The following is an 11625-nucleotide window of genomic DNA, read 5'->3' as shown; positions in this document are numbered from 1 at the left end:
ACTATATTGACCGGACAACACAAAGAAGCGGCTTCACCGCGGTAGAATACCGCGGCAAAGCCGCTTAGACAGAACTCAAAAAATTATATTATTTCACCTGTCAACTTGACAGGGACTAGTACATGACGTAATTGTAGTGCTTTTATTTTGGTGCAGGTATGATCTGATCATCACAAATGACAACCACGATTATTAGTTTAAAATTGTTCAGCGGTTTTAGCGTTGATTAATTGTGCCAGATCAGCTGGTAACGGCGCAAAGGTCGTCAAATCCTGTTCAATAAATGGGTCGTAAAACTGTAACTGCATACAGTGCAGTGCTTGCCGATCGATGGCCGGATTAGTCGGTCCACCATATAACTGATCACCAATTAACGGATGACCAGCCGCTGCAAAATGCACCCTGATCTGGTGCGTTCGACCAGTGTGTAATCGGACGCGAACTACCGCCATCTCAGGTAAACGCTTGACAACCCAATATTCAGTCAACGATGCCCGACCATCAGGCGTCACCGTCCGTTTAATGAATGAGTCTGCAGCCCGCCCAATCGGTTGATCTAGCCACCCATGGTCAGCCGCCAGCTGACCACTCACGACAGCCAGATACATTTTCCGCATCGCATGTTCCTTGAGTTGGTGGTCAATGATCGAGTGCGCAAAGTGGTGCTTGGCAAACAGGACAATTCCGCTCGTATCACGATCCAACCGCGTCGTAATATGGACCACCTCGTTGGGATAGTGTTGCGCGCGATAGTAACCTTTGACACGGTTGGCCAGTGTGTTTTCTGGCAGGCGATGCGCTGGAACCGACGCGACCCCGGCTGGCTTGTTTACAATTAAGTAATCCCGATCTTCATACAAAATCGTGATAGGTAAACTTGAAACGCCCAAGTGATCATTACCGATTTCATCGGGAGTGACCATTGTAACCTGTTCACCGCCAGTTAACATGTGAATGGCTAACACTGGCACCTCATTCACTAAAATGGCGCCGCCATGAAACTTCACTTTTTTTAACAAACTCCGAGTGACCCCATGCTCAGATAACAGTGTTTTAACTTTCATCGGGGTCGTTGCTGAATTAGTCCACGTAAACCTCATTTTTCGTCCAAACCAATGAACGAGGTTCCAACCCGTCGCCAGAACCGGTTATGACGATGTTGGGCAAACGCAATGCGCCGATTTGCAATTGAATAACAAATTTGTTGAATCGGACGCGGTTGTGTATCCATCTGGTCAGCGGTAAAAATAAAGTGTGATTGTTGTTGTGGCTTGATCGTGATCGTTTCATACGGTGCCACGATTACTGGTGACCCTAACGTTCGGAACACACGGTTATTGATTGAGGCGATTTCGGCCATTTGTAGCGCATCCAAGCGCGGATGAATCACGGCGCCACCAACAGACTTGTTGTACGCTGTCGACCCGGTTGGCGTCGAAACGCATAAGCCATCGCCTCGAAAACGTTCAAAGAGTTCGTCCTGGATATAAACATCCGCCACCATCGTACTACCTAACTTCTTCAAGGTTGATTCATTTAAGGCTAAATAGTGATCCGTTTCCCCGGTATCCGCGTACGTAATTTCAACTGAAAGCAACGGATAAGTCACCGATTGACCGTTGTCGTGCAGGAGACCGTCAACTAGTTGATCAATCTCATAGTCACGCCAGTCAGTATAGAAGCCTAAATGTCCCGTATGCACCCCAACAAAGCGTAATTGATCAACCATATCACTGTAATGGTGAAATGCTGACAGTAATGTTCCATCACCACCAACGGATAAGACGACATCCGGTTTAAAATCATCGATTTCAAAACCTGCGGCAACTAATTTTGTATGTAATTCAGCCGCAACTTTTTTGGTTTTGGGATTAGAATTTGCAAATATGGTTACTTTCATGGCTCTTGATCTTCCTTCGTCACCGTTTTTGAGTCAGTTTGCGACCCTTTTCCATAAGAAAAGAGGCTCTGGGCTTCCTGAATTTCCTCACGAATTTCAGACATTTCTTTATCTAAGCTAAAAGCAGCTTCTGCCGCCCGTTGCAGCCGTTGACTTAAATTTTCTGGAAAATCGCCCTGATACTTGTAGTTCAACGAATGTTCAATCGTTGCCCAAAAATTCATCGCCAAGGTCCGAACTTGAATCTCAGCCAAAATCTTTTTCTCACCATCAACCATTTGGACCGGATATTCGATCACAATGTGATAAGAACGGTAACCTGATGGCTTTTCATTGCTAATGTAGTCGCGTTCTTCCAAAATAGTCAGATCGGTCCGTTTGCGCAACAAATCGACAACCTGATAGATATCTTCAACGAATTGACACATAATGCGCAATCCGGCAATGTCTTGCATGTCTTGTTCTAAACGATCTTCTTGAACCTTACGCCGCACCATTTTTTCCTTGATGCTATCAACAGGCTTAACGCGCCCCGTCACAAACTCGATCGGCTCATGCTGACTCAAATCCCGAAATTGCTTGCGCATTCCCCGCAATTTGATTTTTAGCTCATCAACAGCCTGCTGATAAGGTAACAAAAAATGATTCCAATCTTCCATCAAGACACCTCCGTTTCAAATCCATACCTTTAAAATTTTACCATATTTCAGCAGAATAAAAAGCAATGGCTTCCCAGTTTAACAATTGACATTAGCAACCTTACAAACTGATTAGTGCGAAGCAGATTACTTTACGAAACTAGGAATTCGGTGCATGATGACAGTCGAAGGTTTATTTAAAGTTACGACAGGCTCGTAAAATAAAAACGATAATGAAATAAAAAACTTGCAAATACCTAGGTTCATTTGGTATTCTGCACTATGACGCGAAAAGAGAAAGTGGAGGAATTATGACGTGTTAGAAGTGTATTTATTTGTAAATCCATTGGCGACACAATGTGTACGCGATGAACAAAATGTGTTGCGGCTGGCCAATGATTCGGATAAGCAAATTCAATTCCAATTCGTACCCTTATTAAACATTAATGTGGTGCAAAAAGCCCTTAAAAGCCAAGGCTTCAAAGCATCTGACTGGCAGGCTCAAAATCAACAATCACAAACCCTTTATCGGGTGATTCTTGATTATAAAGCTGCGCTATTTCAAGGTAAAAAACGTGGCCGCAATTTCTTAATTGCGTTGCAAGATGCCATGTTAAAAGCCGGACAGCATTACTCAGAAGCTTTAGTCAAAACGGTGGCGGCTGAATGCCATATTGATTTGGATATGTTTATGGAAGACCGTGATAGTAATTTGGCGAAACAGGCCTTTCACGCTGATCAACGTTTAGCTTCTGAAATGAACATTACGGAAGCTTCATCCGCAGTCGTCTTCGACTGTGATCAGTATGATTATGGGGTATTGTTAGAGCATTTTAACTATACGACTTTATTTGACTTAGTTAATGGTCAATTAGATCCATTCCACGAGCTTTCACATCGCACCAATTTCGGTACCCTTGATGGTAGCCAACTCCACGTTTTATAATTCATTCAGATATTGCAATTATTCAAACGCTAAAAAAATGAGTCTGGGACAAAAACCTAGGCTCATTTTTGTTATTTATAATATTTATAGCCGAAACGTGGAACAAAAGGTCACGGATGCAACAGAGCTACGAAAGTCAAACGATTGAAAGCGCCAATCATTCGGCTTTCTAGGCTATGCTCGGTAGCAGACCGCCTTTTATCCCACTCTCGTTTTTTTAATCCTATTGTTTAATTAACGTTTCAAACTCAGTTAAGCGTTGCTCAAATAACTTAAAGGCAGCCTCTAAATAATCCGTCTTAGTCATATCAACGCCGGCATTACGCATAACTTCAATCGGAAATTCCGAAGACCCGGCCTGCAAATAACTGAGGTAATCCTTGACCGCCCCCGGTTGCTTGGTCGAAATGCGTTCTGCCAAGGTTGAAGCAGCGGCAAAACCGGTCGCATATTGATAAACATAATAATTATAATAAAAATGTGGAATACGCGCCCATTCATCCGCAATCTGAGGGTCACTGACCACGGCATCACCATAATAACGTTGATTCAAGGCCAAATAGTACTTTGAGAGCCGATCTGCTGTCAATGATTCGCCGGCAGCATCTTGTTCATGCAACCATTGTTCAAACTCCGCAAATTGCGTCTGACGATAGACGGTTCCCTTAAACCCATCTAAATAGTAATTCAAAACATATGCCCGAATCTTTGGATCAGTCTCGGTCGCCAAAAAGTAATTCGTCAACAAATTCTCATTAGTCGTCGAAGCAATTTCGGCCACAAAAATTGAATAGTCACCATATTGATAAGGTTGATGGTGCGTGGTTTCATAAGAATGCATACTATGTCCCATTTCATGCACCAACGTGTATAAATTATCAATATTGTCTTGCCAATTCAACAAGATATACGGTGCCGTATCATACATGCCAGAGGAATACGCCCCACTACGTTTGCCTTGATTCTCGACCACATCGATCCAACGTGATCCGAACGCGGTTTTGACATGCTTAAGATAATCAGGTCCAAGTCCCTTCAGTGCCTTAAGGGCAGTCGCTTGTGCTTGCTCGTAAGTATATGACAACTCCGGCTGACCAGTTAATGGCGTGTACATATCATACATATGCAATTCATCTACATTTAAAATATCACGCCGTAATGCAACATAACGATGCAGCAAGTCCAAATGATCATCGACCGCCGTGACTAGTGAATCGTACACGGTGGTTGGAATCTGGTTAGCCGCCAAGGCCGCGGTTCTGGCATCTGCATAATGATGCGCCTGAGCCTCAAAATTGTGCACTTTAACTTGACTTGCCAAGGTCGAAGCCAGTGTGCGTCGAAACTGTGAATAGACCTGATACAACGCTTCGAAGGCCTCACGCCGGACTGCAGGTTCAACCGATTCTAGCAAGACACCATAAACACCCTGTGACAATTTGATTGCGTTGCCGTGTTCATCATGAACCGTGGGAAACTCAAAATCAGCATTATTCAAAATGCCAAAGGTTTTCGCCGACGCGTCAAATATATCACTCGCACCAGCCAACAATGCTTCCTCATTCTCACTTAAAACATGGCCTTTTTGTAGTCGAATCGTATCCAAAAAATGACGATAATCGCGTAATTCAACATTTTCATCTAAAAACTGATCTAGCTGCGCTGAACTGAGTTTTAGAACTGCCGGTTCCAGCCAAGCGGTGGCGGCCGAAACTTTGGCCGTCAAACTCCCTGCCTGATCGTCCAATGCCTGATTAACACTGTTACCAGTATCCTGGTCGCTCTTCAAGCTTGCATAAACCGCAACCTTCTCCAGCCGGCGATATAAAGCTAAAACGGTTTGAACACCGGTTAAAACCGTCGTGGCTGAATCGGTAAAATTAGTTTTTAGCGCTTGTACCATTGTTAAATCAGCTTTGATTTTAGTCACATCTGCTTCATACGCCGCTGCCGTTGGATAAATCGTCGTTAAATCCCAAGTCAATGAGACTGGGACCGCCGCTCGTGTTGGCAGTTGTTTCGTTGCACCCATATGAGTTCCTCCAATTACATTAATATCATCTAGCGTAACACATAATTTTTGTAATACGCGACGGAAGTTTCAGGTCAGTTTTTTCGCCAGGCTAATTGGGTGGACTGGACTTGCCAGCCGTCTGGTTGCGGCAAGATAACTCTGGCCGTCACTAATTCAATAATCACCGTGTTCACCAGTTCTTGTTGCAACTTGCTAGCGTCAATCAAGCATGGCCGCTGTGCGATACAAGGGCGAAGACTTGCCCAGATTAATCGCCGTAATGTCTCGGGGCGCAATTTTAACGAAGCTCGCCGGAGTTGACTAAAGATCGCCAAATACCACTTTAAGTAGGTTGTTTTTAAAATTGGCAACTTGGCAACTGTCAAAAACACCCAGTCGGGCAATTGCGCAAGCGTGCCACCCTGCTGATAACAGATTGTTTGCAAACTGACTACGCTAGCTTGATGACTCAGTCGTCCGAGTAATAACCGTTGCTGATAACGTTCAAAATGTGCTGGAACTTGAATTGATGCCGGTTTGACTGGTCGATATGCCAATAAAGTCAAAACTGACGCCTGCTTGGCGTACCACTGATACTGTTGATAGATCAAGGGTTCGCCATCAAGCGTCAATATATTGCATAACAATCTAAGCGCATTTTCCTTCGTCCGCCAGTAGATGAGAAAACAGCCCCAGGGCGCATAATACTGTAAAAATTTTAAAGCATTTGAGTTGGTCCGTAACCGATGTTGATATGGCGATCCCAGCAACCACAAGACACGATAACCGTGGCTGCGATACCCCTGCGTTCGCTGAGCCAATCGGTCAATCGCAATTGGTGAACATTGGAACTCTAGCGCCAGTGGTTGGCCATCGCCTAACTGGACTAGCACATCTGGTCGCTGATGAATTGCGGGTAGCCGCGCCTCTATTTGGACCGAGTAACCGGCGGCAGCAAACCACGCCGCTAATTGTTGTTTACCCAATAAATGCTCTGCGGTTTCACCTTCGGAGAACGTGGCGCAAGCTTCATTAGCCTGATGTGCAAAATGGGCAATCATTACCTGCCCCTTTTTTAACCGCACTGGTGCATGACAACCAGGGCACCAATAAGCGGTTTGCCGCTTGGCGGTATCGGCTGCCACAAGCTTTTGCATCGCATCTTCGGCCATTAACATCCCAACCATCCCCTTTAATGGTCAGTTACGCAAACATGCCACGCTTTCGACTCAAACCACAAAAAAAGAGCTTAGAATTAACTTCTAGCTCTCTTCAATCCCACTATTTAAAATAATGTCGAACCGTCTCAAGGGCAGCGTTAGACATGATTTTTTCACCATGTTCTAGTAAAACATCGGCAGTCACTTTTGTTTGATTAGCATATTCCAATGCCACGGCAATATCGTCTTTGATAACGCCAGTAGACGATTGATCAACAAAAAAGACGAGTTCCAAGTAATACTTACCTTGGTACTTGAACAGATTTGAAGCTAAGCCGTCTGGCCGAAACATTTGAGCAAGTGCAATCACGTCTTCAAAACTGTTGAATGCCAAGACAAATTCCTTGGTTGGTGTTTCAGGGTCTTCAATATATGGATCTAAATCATTCGTATCTTTAGCTTGATTATGTTGTACACCCTGTGCTTGATCAGTATTATCTGTATCAGTTTGCATTAATTTTCGTTTCAAATAATCTGAAACATCATCTTGCGCGTCCTGATCACCAGAGGAATCTGGTGATTGGGTCGCCTTCGTAATCGTGTCCTGCAAGCTTTCACTATTTTTACTAATAAATAACTCTAAGCCATTTCGATTTGGTAAAACTTGGAAAGTGACGGCATCGTTATCTTGAAATTGATGATCAACATCAACTTCTTCTAAAATACTATAAAAGAAACTTTCAATTTGCTTATGATTCCCTAGTAAATCTAATACGCGAATCCCGCGTTCATTGAGATCATCGTTGCCGATTAGAACTCGAATCGTATCATCATTGATTCGTTCCATCTCCATTACAGATCCACCCCTTTCTAAGTGTCAAGGGCCATAATCACTATCACAATTCTAACTTATTTCAGCGCTTTGTAAAGTAATCTATCTGAAATAAAAAAATTAGCTCATCAGCTAAGCTAACGAGCTAACATAATGATCAATTTAACTGTTTGCCAGCGCCTGTGCGCGTTGCAATTCCAAGGTGCGAATCTTGCGCGGTAAGAAGCGTCGAATTTCATCTTCATTATAACCAACTTGTAAACGTTTCTCATCCAGCAAAATTGGCCGCCGTAACAAACTCGGATCACGACTGATTAAGTCGTAGAGCTGGTTCAAGGAGAGATCCTCAATATCCAGTTGTAGCCGCTGAAAGGCTTTCGAACGTGTCGAAATAATTTCTTCAGTGCCATCTTCAGTCATTTGTAAAATTCCTTTAATTTCATCAATTGAGAGTGGTTCAGCAAAAAGATTCCGTTCAGTAAAATCAATTTCATGTGTTTGCAACCAAGCTTTGGCTTTCCGACATGAAGTACAACTTGGTGAAGTATATAGGGTAACCATTGAGTCTCCTCCTTCTGCATCGCCAACAACAAAACTTTATTACAAATATTATTATACCTGCTTTATCATTTTTTGTGAATAGTTTTCATAAAAATAATAAATATTTTTTTGCTGGTATAATGGACATATTCACAAAAACTGTTCAGGTGTTTCAAACTATCAGATTTTTCGCTTTAATTATGTCATTAATTGTGTAGTGTACAATTTAGTTTTGACTTATTAAAACAATAAAAAAATCAAGCTAATTTATAGCTTGATTTTGACACTCAGTCCAGATTTAGTTGCAGATACTTTTGCGCTACAAGCACTGAAACGCCTTCACCAGCAGTTGCCTGGGCTTCTTTACGAAGCTGTTCAAAATCAACATCTTGTGGCAAGTGCGTTAGTAATAATCGTTTAGCATGGGCTTCTTTCGCAATCAGGCCCGATTGTGAAGACGTCATATGCCACATTTTGCCTTGCTTAGCGGCATCAAAATTCGTATCAGTCATTAATAATTGTGAACCGGCCGCAAACGTCGCTAATTCAGGAATAAACGCGGTATCCGCAGAGAAAGTCAGTTGTTCACCAGTAGCGCGTTCAACAATTTTGACTGCAAACGCCGGTACAGGATGCTTCGTCCGTAAAAATGTGACATCGAAAGGTCCAATCTGGTTGACTTCATCAGGCTGATAGGCACGTCCTACCGTGGCTCCGGCCCAAGTCAACGCACCAAAATTCAATGGGTCCTCCGTGTGTCCATAAATTGGCAATACTGGCGTTTTACGGTCACCTTGGCGTAATTGCCAATAATACTGTAAGACCCCCACATCAGCCGTATGATCGTGATGATAGTGCGTTAATAACACTGCGTCTAATTGTAATGGATCTAAGATTTCTTCCAATGCATTCAAAGCCCCAGAGCCACAATCCAGGAGTAGCTGATAGTTGCCAGCTGTGACGAGATAGGAACTCGTCCCCACCCCATCATATGGATAGCCACCGTAATATCCCAACACAGTTAATTTCATCGTTATCATTCCCTTCTGCGTCTATTTTAACGTAGACAGCTGAAAAATTGAAACCGTTAACCTAACTTGTTTTCAATTATTTTCGAAAACACGTATAATAATAAGTGTAATAATTAAGGAGTGATATTTGATGAGTGGAAAGATTTCAGCAACATTTGGGACGCGGAAAATTCTGACCATGATCCAGCAACAACATGCTGATCGTGATTTACTATTAATGCAAGCTAATGCCACTGAAGATCGATATATGTTACTCGACCTCTCTGGTGAAAAGACCGTCTTCTCAAGTCCAGTTTCATACGACGTTTTATTATCTAAAGGTAATGAAGATTGGCATGGGATGACGAGCTTCATCTTTATGGACTTACCCATTGAAGAACAAAAAGTCTTTAATTCTAAATTTAGCGCTTTCCGTGCCGAATATGAAAAGCCTAATGGCCTTAAACACTTTTGGGTTCTGCGAGAAGCCAAGAACAATGCTGCCTTCGTCATTGTGACTAACTGGCACAGTGATTCAGAATATGCTGTTTGGTTGCGCAGTGAGTCATTTAAACCATTTGCGAAGTACTTGACCCCCGACTTTGATTACCATGAAAGTCGTTATGCCTTTGTTCGTTCACTAAAATCGTAGTAAAGCAGACACCCATGCCAGTCTTGACATGGGTGTCTCTCTTTTTACAATCGTCCCTTCTCGCCAACGTTGACGGATACCTGTTCAGATGATTCGTTTCTAGTTACATCTAACTTATTCGGCGTAAAAAAAGAAGATTATCAATTAAGATAATCTTCTTTATAAGACGGTCCGTACGAGACTCGAACTCGTGATCTCCTGCGTGACAGGCAGGCGTCCTAAACCAACTAGACCAACGGACCAAATTGCGGGAGCAGGGTTTGAACCTGCGACCTTCGGGTTATGAGCCCGACGAGCTACCAGACTGCTCCATCCCGCGATAATATGATGACCCCTACGGGATTCGAACCCATGTTACTGCCGTGAAAGGGCAGTGTCTTAAACCACTTGACCAAGGGGTCATATTTATAAAATGGAACTAACGGAGAAGGAGGGATTCGAACCCTCGCACCGCTTGCGCGATCTATACCCTTAGCAGGGGCACCTCTTCAGCCACTTGAGTACTTCTCCAATGGGCCTAAATGGACTCGAACCATCGACCTCACGCTTATCAGGCGTGCGCTCTCACCAACTGAGCTATAGGCCCATAAAAGCGGGTAACGAGAATCGGACTCGCGACTACAGCTTGGAAGGCTGTCGTTTTACCACTAAACTATACCCGCAACACTTATGGCGCGGGACAGAATCGAACTGCCGACACATGGAGCTTCAATCCATTGCTCTACCGACTGAGCTACCGAGCCATTTTAGCCATAAAAATATTTAATTAGTGTAACGGTCCGTACGAGACTCGAACTCGTGATCTCCTGCGTGACAGGCAGGCGTCCTAAACCAACTAGACCAACGGACCAAATTGCGGGAGCAGGGTTTGAACCTGCGACCTTCGGGTTATGAGCCCGACGAGCTACCAGACTGCTCCATCCCGCGATAATAAGGAGGATGAGAGATTCGAACTCTCGCGTGGTTTGACCCACCTGACGGTTTTCAAGACCGTTCCCTTCAGCCAGACTTGGGTAATCCTCCATGTTTAAATGTATAACTAGGAACTTGTCCACTATAATTAGTAGATGGACCTTGTAGGACTCGAACCTACGACCGAACGGTTATGAGCCGTTTGCTCTAACCAACTGAGCTAAAGGTCCGAGTGCTTATTCCTATCGCGGCAGGGGGGATCGAACCCTCGACCTCCCGGGTATGAACCGGACGCTCTAGCCAGCTGAGCTACACCGCGATCTGTTAAATAATCAAAGATTATCTAATCGGGAAGACAGGATTCGAACCTGCGACCCCCTGGTCCCAAACCAGGTGCTCTACCAAGCTGAGCTACTTCCCGTTATATGCACCCAGTAGGAGTCGAACCTACAACCTTCTGATTCGTAGTCAGACACTCTATCCAATTGCGCTATGGGTGCTTCATAAAAGTGCCGAGGACCGGGATCGAACCGGTACGGTTATCACTAACCGCAGGATTTTAAGTCCTGTGCGTCTGCCAATTCCGCCACCCCGGCAACACTTTTGGTAAAAGCGGAAGACGAGATTCGAACTCGCGACCCCCACCATGGCAAGGTGATGTTCTACCACTGAACTACTTCCGCATAATTATTCAGTTAATGCCGACTAGAGGATTCGAACCTCCGACCCCCTGTTTACAAGACAGATGCTCTGCCAACTGAGCTAAGTCGGCATAAGTTGATGTTTAACACAACTATAATATCATATCATGCCAAGATATATAAATCAACAAAAACATTTAAAACTTTATCATGAAACGAGCCGTGATAATGAGCCGTGACAGGCTCGAACTGTCGACCCTCTGATTAAAAGTCAGATGCTCTACCAACTGAGCTAACGGCTCAATGGAGGATACAGGGCTCGAACCTGTGACCCTCTGCTTGTAAGGCAGACGCTCTCCCAACTGAGCTAATCCTCCATG

The 11625-nt window shown here is 44.0% G+C and carries 10 protein-coding genes and 19 tRNA genes; 2 read left to right on the top strand and 27 right to left on the bottom strand.

Annotated elements, in window-relative coordinates:
- Nucleotides 1–197: 197 nt before the first annotated feature.
- The 3 genes from FFM64_RS12260 to yjbM are packed head-to-tail and all read right to left on the bottom strand — an operon-like array spanning nucleotide 198 to nucleotide 2562.
- The gene (locus tag FFM64_RS12260) at nucleotides 198–1100 is read right to left on the bottom strand and encodes an RluA family pseudouridine synthase (protein WP_137608292.1); all 903 of its coding nucleotides are present in this window, start codon (nucleotides 1098–1100) and stop codon (nucleotides 198–200) included.
- A complete protein-coding gene (locus FFM64_RS12255; protein WP_137608291.1) occupies nucleotides 1097–1900 on the bottom strand; it encodes an NAD kinase in 804 nt (267 codons plus the stop codon). Before FFM64_RS12255 ends, FFM64_RS12260 begins: the two co-directional genes overlap by 4 nt.
- Complete coding sequence (yjbM, locus tag FFM64_RS12250; protein WP_307722844.1) at nucleotides 1897–2562, bottom strand: GTP diphosphokinase; 666 nt, start codon at nucleotides 2560–2562, stop codon at nucleotides 1897–1899. The genes FFM64_RS12255 and yjbM overlap by 4 nt, the downstream gene beginning before the upstream one ends.
- 292 nt (nucleotides 2563–2854) lie before the next feature.
- Here yjbM and FFM64_RS12245 point away from each other — a divergent pair, with 292 nt between their 5' ends.
- The gene (locus FFM64_RS12245) at nucleotides 2855–3484 is read left to right on the top strand and encodes a DsbA family protein (protein ID WP_137608289.1); all 630 of its coding nucleotides are present in this window, start codon (nucleotides 2855–2857) and stop codon (nucleotides 3482–3484) included.
- Between the two features lie 223 nt (nucleotides 3485–3707).
- Here FFM64_RS12245 and pepF read toward each other — a convergent pair whose 3' ends face one another.
- The 5 genes from pepF to FFM64_RS12220 all read right to left on the bottom strand — a co-directional run bounded on the left by pepF (nucleotide 3708) and on the right by FFM64_RS12220 (nucleotide 9061).
- Entirely contained in the window at nucleotides 3708–5516 is a 1809-nt protein-coding gene (gene pepF / locus FFM64_RS12240; RefSeq protein WP_137608288.1) for an oligoendopeptidase F, read from the bottom strand.
- 74 nt (nucleotides 5517–5590) lie between these two features.
- Complete coding sequence (locus FFM64_RS12235; RefSeq protein WP_137608287.1) at nucleotides 5591–6676, bottom strand: competence protein CoiA; 1086 nt, start codon at nucleotides 6674–6676, stop codon at nucleotides 5591–5593.
- 103 nt (nucleotides 6677–6779) lie between these two features.
- Nucleotides 6780–7511, bottom strand: a complete 732-nt coding sequence (locus FFM64_RS12230; RefSeq protein ID WP_137608286.1) for an adaptor protein MecA — start codon at nucleotides 7509–7511, stop codon at nucleotides 6780–6782.
- Between the two features lie 141 nt (nucleotides 7512–7652).
- The gene (spxA, locus tag FFM64_RS12225; RefSeq protein ID WP_137608285.1) at nucleotides 7653–8051 is read right to left on the bottom strand and encodes a transcriptional regulator SpxA; all 399 of its coding nucleotides are present in this window, start codon (nucleotides 8049–8051) and stop codon (nucleotides 7653–7655) included.
- Nucleotides 8052–8317: 266 nt separating this feature from the next.
- Nucleotides 8318–9061 carry an MBL fold metallo-hydrolase gene (locus FFM64_RS12220; RefSeq protein ID WP_137608293.1) on the bottom strand — a complete coding sequence of 248 codons (744 nt, stop codon included), beginning with the start codon at nucleotides 9059–9061 and terminating at the stop codon, nucleotides 8318–8320.
- Between the two features lie 130 nt (nucleotides 9062–9191).
- Here FFM64_RS12220 and FFM64_RS12215 point away from each other — a divergent pair, with 130 nt between their 5' ends.
- Nucleotides 9192–9692, top strand: coding sequence for an antibiotic biosynthesis monooxygenase (locus tag FFM64_RS12215; protein ID WP_137608284.1), 501 nt, complete (start codon nucleotides 9192–9194; stop codon nucleotides 9690–9692).
- A gap of 167 nt (nucleotides 9693–9859) precedes the next feature.
- Here FFM64_RS12215 and FFM64_RS12210 read toward each other — a convergent pair.
- From FFM64_RS12210 to FFM64_RS12120, 19 genes are all read right to left on the bottom strand, one after another.
- Nucleotides 9860–9934: transfer RNA gene (locus tag FFM64_RS12210), tRNA-Asp, on the bottom strand.
- A gap of 3 nt (nucleotides 9935–9937) precedes the next feature.
- Nucleotides 9938–10011: transfer RNA gene (locus FFM64_RS12205), tRNA-Met, on the bottom strand.
- Nucleotides 10012–10020: 9 nt separating this feature from the next.
- Nucleotides 10021–10093: transfer RNA gene (locus FFM64_RS12200), tRNA-Glu, on the bottom strand.
- 21 nt (nucleotides 10094–10114) lie between these two features.
- Nucleotides 10115–10202: transfer RNA gene (locus tag FFM64_RS12195), tRNA-Ser, on the bottom strand.
- Between the two features lie 2 nt (nucleotides 10203–10204).
- Nucleotides 10205–10278 (bottom strand) — tRNA-Ile (locus tag FFM64_RS12190).
- 5 nt (nucleotides 10279–10283) lie between these two features.
- A tRNA-Gly gene (locus FFM64_RS12185) sits at nucleotides 10284–10354 on the bottom strand.
- An 8-nt stretch (nucleotides 10355–10362) separates the two neighbouring features.
- A tRNA-Phe gene (locus FFM64_RS12180) sits at nucleotides 10363–10435 on the bottom strand.
- A 32-nt stretch (nucleotides 10436–10467) separates the two neighbouring features.
- Nucleotides 10468–10542, bottom strand: a tRNA-Asp gene (locus FFM64_RS12175).
- A gap of 3 nt (nucleotides 10543–10545) precedes the next feature.
- Nucleotides 10546–10619 (bottom strand) — tRNA-Met (locus tag FFM64_RS12170).
- Between the two features lie 6 nt (nucleotides 10620–10625).
- Nucleotides 10626–10715: transfer RNA gene (locus tag FFM64_RS12165), tRNA-Ser, on the bottom strand.
- Between the two features lie 45 nt (nucleotides 10716–10760).
- Nucleotides 10761–10834 (bottom strand) — tRNA-Ile (locus tag FFM64_RS12160).
- A gap of 15 nt (nucleotides 10835–10849) precedes the next feature.
- A tRNA-Met gene (locus tag FFM64_RS12155) sits at nucleotides 10850–10923 on the bottom strand.
- Nucleotides 10924–10951: 28 nt separating this feature from the next.
- A tRNA-Pro gene (locus tag FFM64_RS12150) sits at nucleotides 10952–11025 on the bottom strand.
- A gap of 5 nt (nucleotides 11026–11030) precedes the next feature.
- Nucleotides 11031–11104 (bottom strand) — tRNA-Arg (locus tag FFM64_RS12145).
- 10 nt (nucleotides 11105–11114) lie between these two features.
- Nucleotides 11115–11200 (bottom strand) — tRNA-Leu (locus FFM64_RS12140).
- 15 nt (nucleotides 11201–11215) lie between these two features.
- Nucleotides 11216–11287, bottom strand: a tRNA-Gly gene (locus tag FFM64_RS12135).
- 16 nt (nucleotides 11288–11303) lie between these two features.
- Nucleotides 11304–11376 (bottom strand) — tRNA-Thr (locus tag FFM64_RS12130).
- A gap of 98 nt (nucleotides 11377–11474) precedes the next feature.
- Nucleotides 11475–11547: transfer RNA gene (locus FFM64_RS12125), tRNA-Lys, on the bottom strand.
- 2 nt (nucleotides 11548–11549) lie between these two features.
- A tRNA-Val gene (locus FFM64_RS12120) sits at nucleotides 11550–11622 on the bottom strand.
- Nucleotides 11623–11625 lie beyond the last annotated feature (3 nt).

Origin of the sequence: Lactiplantibacillus daoliensis (assembly GCF_005405005.1) — a bacterium.
GTDB lineage: Bacteria > Bacillota > Bacilli > Lactobacillales > Lactobacillaceae > Lactiplantibacillus > Lactiplantibacillus daoliensis.
The sequence above is the reverse complement of the archived record's forward strand: the minus strand, read 5'-3'. Positions and strand labels throughout refer to the sequence as shown.

Coding starts and splice junctions, on each gene's coding strand:
- FFM64_RS12260 (WP_137608292.1), bottom strand. CDS start 1,100: ATGAGGTTTACGTGGACTAATTCAGCAACGACCCCGATGAAAGTTAAA.
- FFM64_RS12255 (WP_137608291.1), bottom strand. CDS start 1,900: ATGAAAGTAACCATATTTGCAAATTCTAATCCCAAAACCAAAAAAGTT.
- pepF (WP_137608288.1), bottom strand. CDS start 5,516: ATGGGTGCAACGAAACAACTGCCAACACGAGCGGCGGTCCCAGTCTCA.
- FFM64_RS12235 (WP_137608287.1), bottom strand. CDS start 6,676: ATGTTAATGGCCGAAGATGCGATGCAAAAGCTTGTGGCAGCCGATACC.
- FFM64_RS12230 (WP_137608286.1), bottom strand. CDS start 7,511: ATGGAGATGGAACGAATCAATGATGATACGATTCGAGTTCTAATCGGC.
- spxA (WP_137608285.1), bottom strand. CDS start 8,051: ATGGTTACCCTATATACTTCACCAAGTTGTACTTCATGTCGGAAAGCC.
- FFM64_RS12220 (WP_137608293.1), bottom strand. CDS start 9,061: ATGAAATTAACTGTGTTGGGATATTACGGTGGCTATCCATATGATGGG.
- FFM64_RS12215 (WP_137608284.1), top strand. CDS start 9,192: ATGAGTGGAAAGATTTCAGCAACATTTGGGACGCGGAAAATTCTGACC.